The sequence below is a fragment of the Enterocloster sp. OA13 genome (assembly GCF_022440595.1).
In the GTDB taxonomy this organism is placed as follows: domain Bacteria; phylum Bacillota; class Clostridia; order Lachnospirales; family Lachnospiraceae; genus Enterocloster; species Enterocloster hominis.
The window spans coordinates 1,919,719-1,937,305 of record NZ_JAKNTF010000001.1 but is presented as its reverse complement, the minus strand read 5'-3'; the positions used below and the strand labels follow the sequence as shown (position 1 = coordinate 1,937,305).

13 protein-coding genes and 1 pseudogene are annotated in these 17,587 nt (G+C 53.5%); 2 read left to right on the top strand and 12 right to left on the bottom strand.

Translation table 11 applies throughout. The annotated features are described in order from the left end of the window. Nucleotides 1-51 precede the first annotated feature (51 nt). From trmD to MCJ35_RS08450, 7 genes and pseudogenes are all read right to left on the bottom strand, one after another. Nucleotides 52-822: pseudogene (trmD, locus tag MCJ35_RS08480) on the bottom strand (tRNA (guanosine(37)-N1)-methyltransferase TrmD); the annotation flags it as partial. After that, entirely contained in the window at nucleotides 819-3,500 is a 2,682-nt protein-coding gene (gene mutS / locus MCJ35_RS08475; protein WP_034575870.1) for a DNA mismatch repair protein MutS, read from the bottom strand. The gene mutS and the pseudogene trmD, both read right to left, overlap by 4 nt. 112 nt (nucleotides 3,501-3,612) lie before the next feature. Continuing rightward, nucleotides 3,613-5,127, bottom strand: a complete 1,515-nt coding sequence (gene miaB, locus MCJ35_RS08470) for a tRNA (N6-isopentenyl adenosine(37)-C2)-methylthiotransferase MiaB (protein ID WP_025482061.1) — start codon at nucleotides 5,125-5,127, stop codon at nucleotides 3,613-3,615. A gap of 200 nt (nucleotides 5,128-5,327) precedes the next feature. Continuing rightward, nucleotides 5,328-7,568 (bottom strand): glycoside hydrolase family 2 protein, encoded by a 2,241-nt coding sequence (locus MCJ35_RS08465; protein ID WP_240299439.1) that lies wholly within the window; start codon nucleotides 7,566-7,568, stop codon nucleotides 5,328-5,330. Between the two features lie 26 nt (nucleotides 7,569-7,594). Next, the gene (locus MCJ35_RS08460; RefSeq protein WP_008725418.1) at nucleotides 7,595-8,428 is read right to left on the bottom strand and encodes a carbohydrate ABC transporter permease; all 834 of its coding nucleotides are present in this window, start codon (nucleotides 8,426-8,428) and stop codon (nucleotides 7,595-7,597) included. Between the two features lies 1 nt (nucleotide 8,429). Beyond that, nucleotides 8,430-9,359 carry a carbohydrate ABC transporter permease gene (locus tag MCJ35_RS08455; protein ID WP_025482062.1) on the bottom strand — a complete coding sequence of 310 codons (930 nt, stop codon included), beginning with the start codon at nucleotides 9,357-9,359 and terminating at the stop codon, nucleotides 8,430-8,432. A 101-nt stretch (nucleotides 9,360-9,460) separates the two neighbouring features. Further along, nucleotides 9,461-10,789: an ABC transporter substrate-binding protein gene (locus MCJ35_RS08450; RefSeq protein WP_051400517.1), complete on the bottom strand. Its 1,329-nt coding sequence runs from the start codon at nucleotides 10,787-10,789 to the stop codon at nucleotides 9,461-9,463. Between the two features lie 397 nt (nucleotides 10,790-11,186). On the opposite strand from MCJ35_RS08450, the gene MCJ35_RS31980 reads away from it, so the two are divergent. Then, nucleotides 11,187-12,047 carry a PocR ligand-binding domain-containing protein gene (locus tag MCJ35_RS31980; protein WP_025482064.1) on the top strand — a complete coding sequence of 287 codons (861 nt, stop codon included), beginning with the start codon at nucleotides 11,187-11,189 and terminating at the stop codon, nucleotides 12,045-12,047. A 27-nt stretch (nucleotides 12,048-12,074) separates the two neighbouring features. Here MCJ35_RS31980 and MCJ35_RS08440 read toward each other — a convergent pair whose 3' ends face one another. From MCJ35_RS08440 to MCJ35_RS08430, 3 genes are all read right to left on the bottom strand, one after another. Beyond that, on the bottom strand, nucleotides 12,075-13,343 hold the full coding sequence (locus MCJ35_RS08440) for a DNA polymerase Y family protein (RefSeq protein ID WP_025482066.1): 1,269 nt from the start codon (nucleotides 13,341-13,343) through the stop codon (nucleotides 12,075-12,077). Between the two features lie 21 nt (nucleotides 13,344-13,364). Continuing rightward, nucleotides 13,365-13,634, bottom strand: a complete 270-nt coding sequence (locus MCJ35_RS08435; protein ID WP_040382419.1) for a hypothetical protein — start codon at nucleotides 13,632-13,634, stop codon at nucleotides 13,365-13,367. Between the two features lie 106 nt (nucleotides 13,635-13,740). Then, entirely contained in the window at nucleotides 13,741-14,394 is a 654-nt protein-coding gene (locus MCJ35_RS08430) for a Crp/Fnr family transcriptional regulator (RefSeq protein ID WP_025482067.1), read from the bottom strand. A 119-nt stretch (nucleotides 14,395-14,513) separates the two neighbouring features. On the opposite strand from MCJ35_RS08430, the gene hcp reads away from it, so the two are divergent. Beyond that, the gene (gene hcp / locus MCJ35_RS08425) at nucleotides 14,514-16,115 is read left to right on the top strand and encodes a hydroxylamine reductase (RefSeq protein ID WP_025482068.1); all 1,602 of its coding nucleotides are present in this window, start codon (nucleotides 14,514-14,516) and stop codon (nucleotides 16,113-16,115) included. Between the two features lie 71 nt (nucleotides 16,116-16,186). Here hcp and yaaA read toward each other — a convergent pair whose 3' ends face one another. Then, entirely contained in the window at nucleotides 16,187-16,972 is a 786-nt protein-coding gene (yaaA, locus tag MCJ35_RS08420) for a peroxide stress protein YaaA (protein WP_240299438.1), read from the bottom strand. A gap of 8 nt (nucleotides 16,973-16,980) precedes the next feature. Continuing rightward, nucleotides 16,981-17,577, bottom strand: a complete 597-nt coding sequence (gene lepB / locus MCJ35_RS08415) for a signal peptidase I (protein ID WP_081738993.1) — start codon at nucleotides 17,575-17,577, stop codon at nucleotides 16,981-16,983. Nucleotides 17,578-17,587 lie beyond the last annotated feature (10 nt).

Genomic DNA, 17,587 nt, shown 5'->3' with positions numbered 1-17,587 from the left:
CTGACCGCGGATCCCGTCCCTCTTACAGAACAACCGCTCCGCCTCAGCCGCATAGCCGTCCAGGATTTCCTCCAGCTCCACAAGGCCGTCCTCTCCCCCTTTAAGCGAATCCAGGTACCGGTGCTCCTTAAGGGTCAGGCTGGCGCCGGGCAGAAGGTCGGGCCTGCGCTCCAGGGTCCGTTTGATGGACTCCTTCCTGCGCCATTCCTCAATGTTCTTATGGTGTCCGCTTAAAAGCACCTCGGGCACTTCCTTTCCGCGGAACACCTCCGGCCTGGTGTACTGGGGGTATTCCAGCAGATTGTCATGGAAGGATTCCACCTCTGCGGACACCTCATTGTTCAGGACCCCGGGCACCAGCCTGGAGATACAGTCAATCATGACCATGGCCGGAAGCTCCCCTCCGGTCAGGACAAAATCCCCCACCGACAGGTAATCCGTCACAATCAGCTCCAACGCCCTTTCATCTATCCCCTCATAGTGGCCGCACAGGAATACAAGTTCCTCCTCCTGTGCCAGTTCCTCTGCAATGGACTGGTTGAACACCCTGCCCTGGGGCGTCATGTAGATGACCCTGGGCTTTTTCCCCGTCCTGTTACACAAGTCCTCATATGCATCGCACACAGGCCCGGGCTGCATCACCATTCCGGCGCCGCCGCCGTAAGGCGCATCATCCACATGCCTGTGTTTATCCTTTGAATAATCCCTGATATCAATGGCATCCACCGAGATGGCGCCGCTTGCCATGGCCCGGCCCGTAATACTGGTGCCCAGCCCGTTCATGACCATTTCAGGGAAAAGTGTCAGTATATGGAACTTCATTGTGTCTCCTTCCACCGGTTCTTAAGCTTTGTCTGGAGCCGGTACAGGGTGTTGAGGGCGTCGATGGGCGTCATGGTTGACAGCTCCAGCCCGTCAAGCTCCCTTACAATATCATCATCCTTCACCGTATCAAAGAAGGTGAGCTGCTGCATGTCCACTTCATCCGGCTTGGGGACCGCCTTGTGCTGTGTAATGTTGGAGCTGATCTCCGCTATCTCCTTGGCCCTGGCCGTGATGTCCGCATCGCTCAGTTCCTCTGCAATCTCCTTGGCCCTGGCAATGACGGAATCCGGCACCCCTGCCAGCTTGGCAACCTGGATGCCGTAGCTCTTATCCGCCCCGCCCCGCACGATCTTGCGCAGGAACACGATGTCGTCCCCCTGCTCCTTTACCGCAATGCAGTAGTTTTTCACCCCTGCGATGGTGCCCTCCAACTCGGTCAGTTCATGGTAGTGGGTGGCAAAAAGGGTCTTCGCCCCCAGAAGCTTCGTGCTGCTGATATGTTCAATCACGGCCCACGCAATGGACAGGCCGTCAAAGGTACTGGTTCCCCTTCCAATCTCGTCCAGGACCAGAAGGCTGTTCCTGGTGGCATTGCGCAGGATGTTGGCCACCTCGGTCATTTCCACCATGAAGGTGCTCTGACCGCTGGCCAGGTCGTCGGAAGCCCCCACCCTGGTGAAGATGCGGTCGCAGATCCCGATATCCGCTTCCTGGGCCGGGACAAAGCTTCCTAACTGGGCCATGAGCACAATCAGGGCCACCTGGCGCATGTAGGTGGATTTACCCGCCATGTTGGGTCCTGTGATGACGGACAGGCGGTTCTTCCCGTTGTCGAGGAACGTATCGTTGGCCACAAACAGGTCGTCCCGCATCATCTGCTCCACCACGGGATGGCGGCCGTTCTTAATCTGGATCACACCCTTTTCATTCATCATGGGCTTCACATAGTTCCTCCGGGTCGCCACCACTGACAGGGAACAGAACACATCCACGCCCGCAATGGCCTTGGCTGTTTTCTGGATGCGGACCACCTGGGCCGCAATGCTGTCCCTGACCTGGCAGAACAGGTCGTATTCCAGGGAAACCAGCTTCTCCTCAGCCCCCATGATGATATCCTCCAGATGCTTTAACTCATCCGTGGTAAAACGCTCCGCATTGGTCAGGGTCTGCTTGCGCACAAAGTAATCCGGCACCTGGTCCTTAAAGGAATTGGTCACTTCAAAATAGTATCCGAACACCTTGTTGAACTTGATTTTCAGCGTCTTGATGCCTGTTTTTTCTTTTTCCCTTGCCTCCAACTCCGCCAGCCAGTCCTTGCCTTCTGTCTTGGCCTGGCGCAGCCGGTCCGCCTCCTCATGGTATCCGTCCTTGATGATGCCTCCCTCCCGCACGGTCACGGGCGGGTCCTCCAGGATGGCCTGGTCAATCAGTCCATAGATATCCTGGAGCGGGTCCATTTCCTGCGCCAGTCCTCTTAACAGCTCCCCGGAAAACTCCCCCAGGATCTGCTTAATATGCGGAAGCATTTCCAGGGAGTTCTTAAATGCAATCAGGTCCCTTGGATTGGCTGTCTTATAGCTGATGCGCCCAATCAGACGTTCCAGGTCATAGATGGGATTCAGGTATTCGCAGATTTCCTCCCTGGAAATATAATTCATGTTCAGCTCTTCCACGGCTGTCTGGCGCTTTACGATCTCTTCCTTATGGATCAGGGGCTGTTCGATGTACGTGCGCAGCAGACGGGCGCCCATGGCTGTCTTGGTCTTGTCAAGCACCCACAGAAGGGTCCCCCTCTTCTGTTTTTCCCGCATAGTCTCCACCAGCTCCAGGTTCCTTCTGGTGGACGTGTCAATGACCATGAACTGTCCGGTGGAATAGGGGGTGATGGTGGTGATATGCTCCAGGGTGCTTTTCTGTGTTTCATACATGTACTGCATCACGGCGCCCGCGGAAATGATCCCGGTCCCGTAATCCGTAAGGCCCAGCCCGCTTAAGGAGCCAACTCGGAAATGCTCCCGCAGCACCTTCCGGCAGGACTCTTCCCCGAAGAAATGGCTGTCCAGGGCTGATATGATTACATTATAGCGGTTCTTTAACCCGTCAATGTCCACCCCTGACATATAAAAGGCATTGTTGCAGATGATTTCCGACGGGGAAAACTTGTTGATTTCATCAAACAATTCCCGGTCCGAATCCACCTCCGTGACCATGAAATCCCCTGTGGTGATGTCCGCGGTGGCGATGCCGTATATCCCATCCCTGCCTTTGCCCGTCTGGTTCGTCCGCTGGCCCACCTCATAGACAATGCCCATCAGGTAGTTGTTCTTTGTCTCATCCAGGGCCTGGACGCTTGTAATGGTTCCCGGCGTCACCACCCGGATGACCTCCCGCTTCACAAGTCCCTTTGCCAGCTTCGGGTCCTCCACCTGCTCTGCGATGGCAACCTTATATCCCTTCTGCACCAGGCGGTACAGGTAGGCGTCCAAGGCATGATAGGGGACGCCGCACATGGGGGCGCGCTCCGCAAGGCCGCAGTCCTTTCCCGTAAGGGTTATCTCCAGCTCCTTGGAAACCGTAAGGGCGTCGTCAAAAAACATCTCGTAAAAATCCCCCAGCCTGTAAAACAGGATGCAGTCCGGGTATTCCTTTTTTGTCTCCATGTAATGCTGCATCATGGGTGATAATTGTGCCTGTATCAAAATGCTGACCTCTCTTCTCTATCAGTCCCCGCACCAAAGCCCGGCGCACGGACTGCTTTTATCTTTGCTGTCTTTCCATACCGGAACCTTATAGCGCCCCGTCCACCTGTTTTCCCATGTAGTAGAATCCCCTGCTCTCCTCCAGGTAAACAGGAACCAGCTTCCCAATCAGGGAGGCATCGCCCGGGAAATGCACCACGGTATTATTGGACAGGCGTCCTGTCATAAGCTCAGGGGAATGGTCATTGACCTCCTCCACCAGCACCTCCTGTACGGTATGTTCATCACGGCAGCAGACCTCTGCGGAGATATCCTGTACCTCTTTTAACAGGCGGTCAAACCGCTCCTTCACCACGTCCTCCGGTACCTGGTCCTCCATGGCGGCCGCAGGCGTTCCCGTGCGCTTGGAATAGATGAAGGTAAACGCGCTGTCAAATCCCACCCTGCGCACCACGTCCAGTGTCTCAAGGAAATCTTCCTCTGTCTCCCCCGGGAATCCGACTATGATATCGGTTGTCAGGGAAATGCCCGGAACCGCTGCCTTTATCCGCGCCGCCAGGTCGAGGAACTGTTCCTTGGTGTAATGGCGGTTCATCTCTTTTAGGATGCGGCTGCTTCCCGACTGGAGGGGAAGGTGCAGGTGGCGGCAGATTTTTCCGGACCCGGCCATCACCTCAATCAGTTCATCGGACAGATCCTTTGGATGGGATGTCATGAAGCGGATGCGGCGGATTCCCTCCACCTTCTCCACCTCCCTTAAAAGCCCGGCAAAGGTCATGGGCGTTTCCAGGTTCTTACCGTAGGAATTCACATTCTGGCCTAACAGCATGACTTCCACCACGCCGTCGGACGCCAGCCTGCGGATTTCCTTTATGATTTCCTCCGGCTTCCTGCTTCTCTCCCGCCCGCGCACATAGGGCACAATGCAGTAGCTGCAGAAATTATTGCACCCGAACATGATGTTGACCCCGGACTTAAAGGGGTACTTGCGCTCCACAGGCAGGTCCTCCACAATCTGGTCCGTGTCCTCCCACACGTCTATGACCATCTTATGCTTATGGCCCTTGACAGGGGTCCCTTCGGCTGCCTTCCTGCTTTCATCCTCCTTTTTGCGGCTGTCCAGGCAAAGGGATACCAGTTCCGCCAGCTTGAAGATGTTGTGGGTCCCGAATATTAAATCCACATAGCGGTAACTCTTCTTAATCTTGTCCACCACTTCCTTTTCCTGCATCATGCACCCGCAGAGCGCAATCATCATCTGTGGATGCTTCTTCTTATAGGCGCCCAGCTGGCCCAGGCGCCCGTATACGCGCAGGTTGGCATTTTCACGCACCGTGCAGGTATTGTAAAGGACAAAGTCAGCCTCCTCAGATTCCACGGCCCTGTAGCCGATGGTTTCCAGAATGCCCAGAAGCTTCTCCGAATCCCTGGCGTTCATCTGGCACCCGAAGGTGTTGATACAGCAGGTCAGGGGCCGTCCCAGACGGTCTGAGAGCTCCTTTACCTGTAATCTGGCCCGTTCCATGAAGTACTGCTGGCGTTCCGGCTCCATGGCCGGCGGTGTCATGTCTCTTTCTTCTATTGTAGTCCTGGATCCTTCCATTCATCTGCTCCTTACTGTTTCTTCCTTTATGCAGCCGGAAACCGGCGGTTTCGGGCATGCTGTAACACGCAAGCTGGCTGGACCGCATGGTCCAGCCAATTATAATCATTAACAGTATGAATTTTATATTAAAATATCCCAGAAGTCAATCCAGGTTTTTCAAAAAACGTTTCCCCTGCATTGTTTCAAAAGGAATCCCGTCAGCCTTCCTGGCCGGACAGTTCCAGACGTATGGTGACTGTCTGGCCGTCAATCTCCGGCCTGGAGGTGTGGATATGTATGCCGGCTGTCCCCCTTGTACCGCTTGCGCACGTCCGTACCCAGAAGGCCGCGCAGCCTCCCATGGACGGGATCAGGGACGGCCCGATCAGTTCGATATCCCCGCTTACAGACACGCTGACCGCTTCCATGTGATGGTACAGACGGTTGCCGAACTCATCCATAAAGGTACAGACCACCCGTGTCTCATCCACCTGGTCGTTATAAAGGACCGTGTCATCCGGCTGGACCAGCAGCTGCGACAGTCTCGGATTATCTGAATACCGCTTCTCCGCCACTGCCTGGCCCCCAACATATCCCACAATCCTGGCCCCGGTCCATCTGTGCTGCCAGAACTCGCCGTTCTCAGTCACAAGCACCGGAGGATGGGCAAGCCCCGGAAATTTAACGCTGGGATAATAGGTCCTTGTTATGTCATTTGACAGGGTGACCTCAATATAGTCACAGTTTGTCAGCACATAAAAGGGAACCGGCTCACAGCGTTCCCCCCTTCCTACCATGGAACAGGGAACCAGGACAGCCCCTTTATCCGGGGATTTCTGGCTTGCATACAGATATGCTGCCCACTTGGGCACGCGGAACATATCCAGCACCCCATGGTAACATACCTTGTTAACGGAATTGTGGTCATTGTGGGTGTTGTAGTCAAACATGCACCACCCAAGGCCCCCCAGATACTGGTCGGATGTCATGATCTTACTCATGGCCCTTGCATGGCGGATCGCGAACTCTTCCTGCCGTTCCTCTGAGTCCACCGGCTTCGTGGGAAGGACAGCCCCGGTATGCTCACTCACCAGATACGGCATCCGTTTCGTGCTGCCCGTGGCCTGATGGGCGGTCAGCAGCATATGCTCCCCCTTATCGTCCTCACTGTAATCATTATAGCTGTATATGTCCTCAATCAGGTGGCTGCCGGTCTCCCAGCGCACGCCCGTGGTGGGCCTGGAAGGATCCATGGCCTTGCAGCGCCGGTTGGTTTCCTGGTAAAGCCCGTCATGGTCCGTTGTCTCATTCAGACGCGTTCCCCATATCACAATACCCGGATGGTTAAAATGTCCCAGTACCATATTTTCCAAATCCTGGAATACAATCTTTTTAAATTCCTCATCCCCGATATATCCCCAGCCCGGGATTTCCTCAAAGACCATAAGCCCCAGCTCATCGCACTTATCCAGGAAGTACCGTGACTGCATATAATGGGAGCAGCGCACCATGTTAAGCCCCATGAATTCCTTCAGCAGCAGGGCATCCTTTTCCTGTGCCCGCCTTCCCATGGCATATCCCACATACGGATAAGACTGGTGGCGGTTCAGCCCGATCAGTTTTGTCCGTTTCCCATTCAGATAGAATCCGTCCGGCTCCACCCGTATTGTCCTGAACCCAATCCTGGTCTGATACCGATCCACGCACCGGCCATCTTCATCCTGCAGTTCAACGCTGGCCTGGTACAGCTGGGGATCCTCCGGCTGCCACAGCGCTACCTGTCCCACATGCCCGGGTTCCAGGGAAATGCTTCCGGTGCCCGGTGAAACCTGTATCTTCTGCCTGTTTTCCCAGACAGGGACCCCATCCTTCTGCAGGAATGTCACTGCCCACAGTTCCCGTTTTGGCCCATGGCTTCCTATCAGGAGTTCCGGCTCCATGACCGCCGTTTCATGGTCCAGGCTGTAGCGGAACAGGGCCTGCTTCACATATGTCCCTTCCTGGATATACAGGGTCACATCCCTGTATATCCCTCCATAAATCAGGAAGTCCACGGTTGAACCGTTGGGCGGTATATCGCTTCTCTCATGGGAGTCCACGCAAAGGACCATCCGGTTCCCACCCGCGGTGACATACTCCGTAATATCAAACAGTGCCATGGAGTAAGCCCCTTTGTGGCTGCCTGCCTTATGGCCATTTATATATAAATCATAGCAGGCGGAAACCCCTTCAAATGAAACCAGCGCACGTTTCCCCTCCATGTCCGGGAGCCGGAAGCTGCGTATATAGGTGGATACCATGCAGGTCATGGTCTGGTCAAAGCAGTCATAGGGAATCTCCTTCACCGTATGGGGCACATTAACCAGCCTGCCCTCCTCATCATTGCCGCCTGTTATGTATTCTTCCTTAAATCCCTCTTTAAATCTCCATCCCAGGTTTAAATTGCAGTATTTCTGCATTCCATCTTTCCCTCATCTTTCCCATTTTATGATTTGATTGCGCCTGCCGTGATATCTGCCGTGAACTGGCGGCTGAACAGCAGGAATATAATGAACAGCGGCAAGGTAGCCAGAAGGACGCCGCACATGACCATGCCGTAATCCGTACTGTTGTATGCCCCCTGGAGCTGGGCCAGGGCCACCTGAAGGGTATTCCTACTGGAATCGTTGGTCACAATCAACGGCCACAGATAATCATTCCAGCTGTCCATGAATATATAAATACATAAGAAGGCACAGCCCGGAACCATGATGGGCAGTCCCACATGGAGGAACAGGCCGAAGGTGCCGCAGCCGTCAATCCTGGCAGAATGGATCAGGTCGTCGTGTATGGACCCAATACAGTACTGGTTCATCCAGTAGATGCCAAAGGCCGGAATCAGTCCGGGAAGGATTAGCGCCTTGAAGGTGGAGAGCCAGCCAAACTTATTCATGATGATCAGCTGTGGTATCAGGTTGAGCTGGGGCGGGATCATCATGGTCACCAGGCACAGTGCAAATAAAAACCTCCTGCCGGGGAATTTAAACTTTGCAAAGTAAAAGGATGCCAGGGAACAGAAAAACACACCGCCCACTGTCTTGCATACAGCCACCACAAAGGTGTTGAACATAGCCCTTCCAAACTGGATGGAGTTCAAAAGATTGGTCATGTTGGTCATGAACTGTCCGCCGAACACCATGACCGGCGGGAACCGCATGAATGCCGCTGAACTGTTGGTAGCCATGACAGCCAGCCAGTAAAAGGGGAACAGGGATATAAGCGCCCCCAGGATAATGAATCCGTACAAAAGGATTTTGGATACCGCTTTATTCACCGTCATATCAGTCCACCTCCCGTTTGGTAAGAAGCCAGTTAACCAGGGAACAGAAGCCGATGATCACCACCAGCGCCCAGGAGATGGCTGAACCGTAGCCGAACTGCCGGTTGCCGAAGGCCTGGTTATAAAGATACAGCACCACCGTCATGCCGCTCTTGCCAATCCCGCCTGCTGTCCCCACCAGCATCTGGGCTTCCGCAAACAGCTGCCATCCTCCGATGGTGGAGGTGATTACCACAAACTGGATGACCGGATTCAGCAGGGGCACCGTGATGTAACGGAATATCTGGAACGTGGATGCCCCGTCCAGGCTGGCCGCCTCATAAAGCGAGCTGGATATCTTCTGCAGCCCGGCTAACAGGATGATGGCGTTATAACCGGTCCACCTCCATATGACAATGGCCGCAATGGCCACATGCACGCCCCAGGTAAGGGACATCCACTGAACCGGGTCAAACCCCAGACGGCTGATCAGGAAGTTGAGTATTCCATATTTGTTGCCGAATATATTGGCAAACACAATGGCAACGGCCACGGTCGAGGTGATATTTGGCAGATAGTACACGGTGCGGAAAAAGTTCTTTCCCTTTAAAAATGCGCCGTTCAGCAGGAATGCCAGTATGACTGCGATAATGACCATGGGAATGGTCGACAGCACCCATATGATCAGCGTGTTCTTGATTGACAGCAGGAACGTGCTGTCCTGTAAGAGATGCTGGAAATAAAAAAGTCCTACAAACTTCTTCTCCCCCACGCCTCCCCATTTATGGAATGAGAGAAAAAAAGAATAGAAAATGGGAAATATCCAGAATATCCCGTATATGAAAAAGAACGGGCTGATCAGCAGGTATATCATCCTGTTCTTATAGATGTCATGGAGTAATCCCCGGAGCCTTTTCCCATTTTTTTCCTGTGGTTTCATCCTTTGCTTCATTGACTGTTTCCCTCCACGGCCTGCCCTTTCATGAAAATCATACGATCATCCAGGTCAGAATCAAATGATGGGCCACTTGGCAGCGGCCCATACCATCAAGTTTATTTCATGTATTCCAAATCATAAATCTGTTTTGCCTCTTTTACCGCATCCGCCAATGCCTCCTCAGGATCCTTATCCTGGTCCTGGACCAGCAGGAGCTGCTGCTCAAACGCAGACTGGTAGGAACTGTAGTTGGGAGGATAGTAATAATCCTTGATTTCCTTTGCAGCCTTCACAAAATACTCATTGGCAACCTGATTGCCGAAAAATTCCTCCTCGTACATCAGCGCAGGGTCATCCAGGGCGGAAATCAGGGACGGGAACAGGCCCAGCTGTTCCAGGGATTCCACCTGGTTTTCCGTGTTGGTCATCCAGGTCAGCACCTTGTATGCCGTCTCTACATTTTTACAGTTCTTAGTGATGCCGATGGAAGAACCGCCCACATTGCCGGCCCCGCCCGGTGCGGTGGTCACCCTCCACTGTCCGGCCGTATCCGGCGCAGCGTCCTGAAGCTCCGGCTTCATCCACACAGCGCCCACAAAGGCAGCCACGTCCCCGTTGTTCAGCGATGCAGCCCACTCCGAGGACCATTCGGTGTCACCGCCGTACACATAGGGCTTTCCTTCCACTGCGGTCATGAATGCCTGCCTGATATGATCCTGGTCCGCAATGAAGTTACCCTCTTCATCAATCATGTGCTGGGGCTGCTGTCCCAATGCCGCCACAAACAGGTGGCCCATGAAATCAAACATCTTTACATCCGGGGTTGCTTCCTGCAGCTTCCTGGCCGCCGCATATGCATCCTCCCAGGTGGACATGGCTGCCGCCACATCCGCCGGCTCCGTGGGAAGCCCCGCCGCCTCAAACAGGCTGGCGTTATAGAACATGCAGGTGGGTCCGATGTCCATGGGAAGGGCAATCAGCCTGCCGTCAACGGTCTCCCCACGTTTCCACTTCCACTCCACATACTGGTCTTCTATCTCCTTTGCATTGCAGGGAGCCTCATAGAGGTCCACAAACATATCCGGATACTGGAGAAGGTTGGCAATCCAGTCATCCATGGGAAGCAGGTCCGGCAGTTCCCCGCCGCTTGCAATGGTGGTGTTGATCTTCTCTTCTATATCGTCGGCGGAAAACAGCTCTGCCCGGATGGTGACTCCCGGGAACTGTTCCGATACCTGTGCAATCAGGTCCTCCCGTATGCTGTTCTTCCAATACCACATGGTTAACACTACTTCATCCGATCCATCCCCTGCATCTTTTGATGCTTCCTGGGATGCCTGAGGTTCTTTTCCCGGATCCGCGCTGTCTTTGGAACCGGAGCACCCGGTCAGCGCGGACATTACCATCGCTGCCGCCAAAAGGGCTGCCATTGATTTTTTTAACATAATCTCCCATTCTCCTTTGTTGTGAATTGGTATAATTATACACACTTACCCTCAGTGTACAAGGGTATTATAGCAAGATAAAAGGGCGCCTGCAAATCGCGGATCCGGACTGGGGGCAATGGCGTAAAAATAGTAATATTTTTCTGTCAGGAGGGCCTGTTCCCGTCCTATGATGGAAATAAAATCATGTATTCTGTCTCCCCATATCAATGGGCGTGTAAAATCCTAAAAATAAATTACTATTACAAATACGGAAAAAGTATCATCCTTAACAGGTTTCCCATATCCTGAGATTAATTTTACCATTTATTAGAAACGTAAAATTTTACTACTTTTTCCCTTTTAACCGTGATACAATAATAGAACTGATAACGGCATTCAGGGAGGGGTGGTTTTCGTGCAGACATACAGGGTCCATATCAATACGGCAAAAATGGTTTCCATTTTAAATCCCATATCAAAACTTTTAAAAACTCCAGTGCTTTTTTATGCAACGGAATCCAAGCAGTGGTTTGGGGCGTCGAAGCGGAACCTCCCCTTCTGCTATGCCATGGAGCGCTGTCCTGCCACCAACGCCTTCTGTGCGCATTGTGACCAGCAGGCGGACCAGCAGTGCGCCCGGCAGAAGCACGCCTATGCCTATCATTGCCATGCCGGCCTGATTGAGGTTGCATATCCTGTATATATTGACAATATCTATATCGGTTTCCTAATCATCGGGCAGTTCCGCACCAGGGATGCCGGACTGGACAAGGAATATGCCAGGAAGCTGGCCCTGCTATGCGAAACAGAGCCGGATGCATTATATAAAAAATACCACTCCCAGCCAATGATCGGTACAGAGGCAGTGGAAGGGATAAAGCTAATCGCCGGGATGATCAACAGCCGTCTCCTGGATGAAAAGGTCTTTTCCCTGGAGTACCATGAAGTCATAAAAAAGGTGGAAAACTATATCAACCAGAATATCTCCGGCCCCCTTCCCCTGAAAGACATTGCCCAGCATGTGTTTATGAGTTCCGCCTACTTAAGCACCACATACAAAAATGTCACCGGACGGAATATCACGGATTATATCCAGGAACGCCGTGTATCCGCGGCCTGCTTCCTGATCCGCACCACCTCCGGATTCATTTCAGACATAGCGCAGGAAACCGGGTTTTCCGATGCCAATTATTTTACCAAGGTCTTTAAGAAAAAAACGGGAATGACGCCCAGGGAATACCGCCAGCGCTGGAAAAACGGAGACATTGAAGAATAAGGGACGGGGATGGGTTGGACATGGGGTTTATTCCCAAGGACAGTAAGGCAGGGGCTTGGTCATCCCGGTCCGTTTGGCCTTGTCAATCCCGCCGCCCATATGGGGCAGGTTCCCGCCAAGAAATACGGCCCGCATGACAGAATCCTCGCCGTGCCGGCTGCGTATCCCGTCAATGGCCTCGTCCAGCCTGGCGTATTTCTCATAACGGTCCATATCGAACAGATTGTACTGATAGGCCGTATCATGGGTAACCCGGCTGGTATGGACCCCCATCTGGCGGATGGGGGCCAGGTCCCACAGTTCTTCAAATATGAGACAGGCCGCCCGGTACATCTCAAGGGTTGTATGGGTGGCCGAGACCAGGGTCCTCTGGCGCGAGGCATGCCTGAAATCCCGGTCCGTAATGGATATGCCCACACAGCCCGCCTTCATCCCATCCGCCCGCAGCCTGGCGCACACTGTCTCCGTAAGGGAAAGGATGACCTGGCGGGCTGTATCTGCATCCGTCACATCCATGGGAACCGTCATGGAATTCCCATATCCCTTATTCTCCGGCAGTTCCTGCAAAAAGGGGGAGGTATCCCTGCCGTTGGCGTGGTCCCAGATAAATTCCCCGTGTTTTTTCAAATGCTGTTTCATCAGTCCACGGTCCGCTGCCGCCAAATCCCCGATGGTGCGGATTCCAAGGGTTCTCAGCTTCCGGCTGGCGGCGCGCCCCACCCAGAACAGGTCCTCCACCGGCAGGGGCCACATTTTCTTTGGGATTTCGCCCTTAAACAGGGTGTGGACCTTGTCGGGCTTCTGGAATCCCGATGCCATCTTGGCCAGCAGTTTGTTATCCGAGACCCCGATATTAACCGTAAATCCAAGGGTACGGCGGATTTCCGCCCCTATCTGCTGTGCAAAGGCCACCGGATTCCCCCACAGGTTCTTCGTGCCGTCCATGGCGCAGAAGGCTTCATCGATGCTGTACTGGTGGATATGGTGGGAATACCGGCCCAGCAATTCCATGAGGGCCTTGGAACATTGTACATACAGGTCATAATCAGGCGGCGCTATGATAAGCCCCGGACACCGGTTCCTGGCCTCCACCAGTGTCTCCCCTGTCCTGATGCCAAACCGCGCCGCCGGTCCTGACTTGGCCAGCACAATGCCGTGGCGGTCCTTCTCACTTCCGCCTATCACGGACGGCACGGTGCGCAGGTCCAGGTCCCCGCCTTTAATCCAGATCTCATGGGCAGCGCTCCAGCTGAGGAACGCGCTGTTGACATCCACGTGATACCACAACTCTTCCATCTTCCCTTCCTGTCCGTCCTCCTATGATAAGGTCCTGAACAATGACCACTTGTGGGTGGACACCCGGTAGCGCAGTTCAATGAGCCGCCTCTGCCCTTCTGCCGCAGCCCAGCACACAAAGCTGATATAATCCATCCCGCAGTATCTTTCTTCCTTTGACGAAACAACTTCCTCCACTTTAACCGTAACAACGGCGTGCTCTTCATTCTCATACCGGAACCACAACGGCGTCATGTCGCCCAGCGTGCTGCACGCCCCAACCAGCTGTATGGGTATGTTCAAAGCAGCCATTACCCTCACCTCCTGTTTTCACTATACAGGAACATATGTTCGTTTTCAAGTGGTAATTACTGCCAATGCCTGATGACAGGCTGATGACAAGCTAATTACGGAACCGTCACAAAATCTGAAAGCGGTTCTTCTCATAGGCAATCACGCCTTCCTTCTGCATTCTAGAAAGCTCCCCGGACAGCGCGCTTCTGTCCACGGAAAGATAATCCGCCATCTGCTGCCTGTTAAAGGGAACCGTGACCATCCGGTTCCCCTGCTTCACCGATTCCTGGGACAGGTATACCAGGACCCGCTCCCTGAGGGACTTGGGTGTGATCACATCCATCTTCTTTGTGAGGACCAGGTTCTTATGGGCCAGCACATACATCAGGCTGCGTATCAGCCTGGCATGGAAATCACAGGCAGAAGGACATGTGGTCAGGATGCGCTTAACGTCCACGAACAGCACCCTGGCGGGTCCTAAAGCCTGCACGTCCACCATCATGGCCTCCCCCTTAAGGCACGCGTACGTCTCCGCAAAAATCTGGCCCTGCCCGATATTCTCAATGATTTTCCGGTTCCCCCACACATCATCCTTTATGATATTGACGGAACCTTCCATCACGATTCCCAGACGGCCCGTGATATCCCCTGTCCTGTATATATAGGCATCCTTTTCAAACTCCTTTTCCTCCGCAGAGAGGCACTGCAGCATGGCCTCTATCTCCTGCTCCTTGATTCCCTGGAACAGCGGGGTACCCGATAAAATACGGATATTCATATTTTCTCCTTTCCGTTGTCAGAACAACATACATGTTGTCAAGATTATAGTATACTCCACCCATAACAGTCAAGCCGGACATATCCGGATCATCACCCATAACAAGGAGGAAACCATATATGAGCCATGAAATGTTTTGTTTTCAATGCGAACAGACCGCCGGATGCAGCGGATGTACAGGAAAGGCCGGTGTCTGCGGAAAAACCGCAAACACCGCAAAACTGCAGGATGAACTGACCGGAGCCTTAATCGGTCTTGCCAGGGCGGCTGATAACACCGCCCCGCCCAAAGAAGCGGACCAGCTGATCCTGGAAGGGCTTTTTGCAACCCTGACCAATGTAAACTTTGATGATGCTTCCCTGAGACAGCTGACACAACAAGTCCGGGAGGTGAAAAACAGCCTTTCACCGCTCTGCCATGGATGCACTTCCCAGTGTGCAAAAAATGACGGCTATGACCTGGATTCCCTGTGGACGGAAAACGAGGATATCCGTTCCCTTAAATCCCTTCTCCTCTTTGGCATGAGGGGCATGGCCGCCTATGCCTTCCACGCCCGCGTCCTTGGCTATGAGGATCCGTCCGTCACTTCCTTTTTCTACAAAGGGCTTTTTGCAGTGGGCTATGACGGCTATGCCATGGAAGACCTGCTTCCTCTTGTGATGGAGTCCGGCAAGGTGAACCTGGAGTGCATGGAGCTGCTTGACAGGGCCAACAGGGAGACTTATGGCATCCCGGCTCCGGCCCGGGTTTCCATGGCCATTGAAAAGGGACCGTTCATTGTCATCTCCGGCCACGACCTCCATGACCTGGAACAGCTCTTAAAGCAGACCCAGGGAACCGGGATCAACATATACACCCACGGGGAAATGCTTCCCGCCCATGCATATCCGAACCTCAGGAAGTATCCTCATCTGAAAGGGAACTTTGGGACCGCATGGCAGAACCAGCAAAAGGAATTTGACCATATCCCGGCCCCTGTGCTCTTTACCACCAACTGCCTGATGCCGGTAAAACCGTCCTACCAGGACCGCGTCTTCACCACCTCGGTCGTGGCCTACCCCGGGATGGTCCATATCGGGGATGGGAAGGACTTCACCCCTGTCATTGAAAAGGCCCTGGAATTAGGCGGCTATGACAGGGATGTGGCCATGACCGGCATCAACGGCGGGACCAGCCTTACCACGGGCTTTGGCCACGAAGCCATCCTTGCCGCTGCCGGGACCGTGATTGAGGGCGTTAAAAACGGGGATATCAGCCGGTTCTTCCTTGTAGGAGGATGTGACGGCGCCCGTCCGGGCAGGAACTACTACACTGAATTCGTAAAACAGGCGCCAAAGGATTCCATCATCCTGACCCTGGCCTGCGGCAAATACCGCTTCAACGACCTGGACCTGGGAACCGTGGCAGGACTGCCAAGGCTTTTGGACATGGGACAGTGCAATGACGCTTACGGCGCCGTAAAGGTGGCTGTGGCATTGGCCAAGGCCTTTGACTGCAGTGTCAATGACCTCCCTCTGACCCTGGTGCTCTCCTGGTATGAGCAGAAGGCTGTGTGTATCCTCTTAAGCCTCCTGCACCTGGGAATCCGGAACATCTATCTCGGGCCTACGCTGCCGGCCTTTGTATCCCCGGGCGTGTTAAACTACCTGGTGGAACAGTTTGACATCCATCCGGTTTCAACGCCCGAGGAGGATATCAGGCAGATTCTTGGACAGCAGTAGCATTGTTTCATGTAAAAAACCGGATAAGATGCAGACATTTCCCGTCCGCGCCTTATCCGGCCCATTCATTTTCAAAGTTTCCCTTTCAGGAACACATACTCCGTTTCACCGGACAGTTCCCCGTGATAGCAATACCCCAGCCCGTCAAAGCCTTTCAGCTCCTCCGGGCTTTCCACCTGGTGTTCCGCCATGAAACGCACCATCTCGCCACGGGCCATTTTAGCCTCCGTGGCCTTTACCTTTACTTTGGGCCGGCCCTCCTTATCCGTCTCCAGTACACCGAACACACAGGTCAGGTATGTGATGTCCGGCGTCAGGAAAGGTTCTATGGCCTTGCTGTATTCCTTCGAAGCAAGGTTAACCACCACCTTGTCCTCCCTTACCAGTTCCCGGTACAGAAGATCCCCCCAGTATCCATACAGGCTTGTGATTTCCTCCTGCCCTGCGCGTTCCGGCGGCAGCTTTACCTTTGCCTGCATTTCCAGGCGGTACGGCACGATTCCGTCCAGCGGCCGCAAAATCCCGTAAAATCCCGACAATATCCTTAAATGCTTCTGTACATAGTCCCAGTGCCTTGTCTCAAACACCCCCGGCGCCATGTACTGGTACTGGATTCCCTCATAGGACAGAAGGGCCGGTGACAGCCGTCCGGTCAGGTCCATGGTCTGAAAACGCTCATAGTTAAGCCCGGCAATCGCTTCATTGCACGCCCAGAGGGTCCTTGCCTGTTCCAGGCTCAGGCTTCTTATGTATTCTTTTAATGTTTCTGCCTTTGAAAGGAAACAGGGAAGATTGACCGGATCCAGCTCATCTTCCCTGACATTCATCTTCTTGGCAGGTGATATGATTATGTTCATCCTGTCATCTACTCCACTTTCCCGATTCTTGGATAATAGCAGAACAGTACTTTTGCCATGATATCCTTCTTTGGTACGAACTGGTTCTTCCAGAACCTGGCGTCCAGTGAATTGTTCCGGTTGTCGCCCATCATGAAATAGCAGCCCTCCGGCACCGTGTAGGGACCGTAGGAGCCTTCCATGGGTTCTGGCAGATAAGGTTCATCCAGGGGCGTGTCGGAATCATTGATATAGACCTTTCCGTCAATGATGTTCACGGTCTCGCCCGGAAGCCCGATTACCCTTTTCACATAATAAAGCTCCCTGTTGTCCGGGAACTTGAAAATAATCACGTCTCCACGCTCAGGGTCACTGTTTATATAGGACAGCCTGGAGCCAATCACCCTGCTTTTGGACATAATCGTGTTCTCCATGGAGCCGGTTGGCACACGGCTGTTGGCAATGATGAAGTTGTTAAGGACCAGGGCAATCACCACGGCTGCTATGATGATCTGGATCCAGCTGATGATTTCCTTTTTCCAGCTGAAGGGTTCCTCCTCCTTCTGCCTGCGGCTCCTTCCCCGTTCCTTTTGGTCTTCTGTCTCTTCCATTTCCTCTATGGACATGTTGTTACCT

What these genes read in the sequence shown, in the direction of transcription:
- mutS (WP_034575870.1), bottom strand. Translation starts at nt 3,500, where the DNA reads ATGATGCAGCATTACATGGAGACAAAAAAGGAATACCCGGACTGCATC.
- miaB (WP_025482061.1), bottom strand. Translation starts at nt 5,127, where the DNA reads ATGGAAGGATCCAGGACTACAATAGAAGAAAGAGACATGACACCGCCG.
- MCJ35_RS08465 (WP_240299439.1), bottom strand. Translation starts at nt 7,568, where the DNA reads ATGCAGAAATACTGCAATTTAAACCTGGGATGGAGATTTAAAGAGGGA.
- MCJ35_RS08460 (WP_008725418.1), bottom strand. Translation starts at nt 8,428, where the DNA reads ATGACGGTGAATAAAGCGGTATCCAAAATCCTTTTGTACGGATTCATT.
- MCJ35_RS08455 (WP_025482062.1), bottom strand. Translation starts at nt 9,359, where the DNA reads ATGAAGCAAAGGATGAAACCACAGGAAAAAAATGGGAAAAGGCTCCGG.
- MCJ35_RS08450 (WP_051400517.1), bottom strand. Translation starts at nt 10,789, where the DNA reads ATGTTAAAAAAATCAATGGCAGCCCTTTTGGCGGCAGCGATGGTAATG.
- MCJ35_RS08440 (WP_025482066.1), bottom strand. Translation starts at nt 13,343, where the DNA reads ATGGAAGAGTTGTGGTATCACGTGGATGTCAACAGCGCGTTCCTCAGC.
- MCJ35_RS08435 (WP_040382419.1), bottom strand. Translation starts at nt 13,634, where the DNA reads ATGGCTGCTTTGAACATACCCATACAGCTGGTTGGGGCGTGCAGCACG.
- MCJ35_RS08430 (WP_025482067.1), bottom strand. Translation starts at nt 14,394, where the DNA reads ATGAATATCCGTATTTTATCGGGTACCCCGCTGTTCCAGGGAATCAAG.
- hcp (WP_025482068.1), top strand. Translation starts at nt 14,514, where the DNA reads ATGAGCCATGAAATGTTTTGTTTTCAATGCGAACAGACCGCCGGATGC.
- yaaA (WP_240299438.1), bottom strand. Translation starts at nt 16,972, where the DNA reads ATGAACATAATCATATCACCTGCCAAGAAGATGAATGTCAGGGAAGAT.
- lepB (WP_081738993.1), bottom strand. Translation starts at nt 17,577, where the DNA reads ATGTCCATAGAGGAAATGGAAGAGACAGAAGACCAAAAGGAACGGGGA.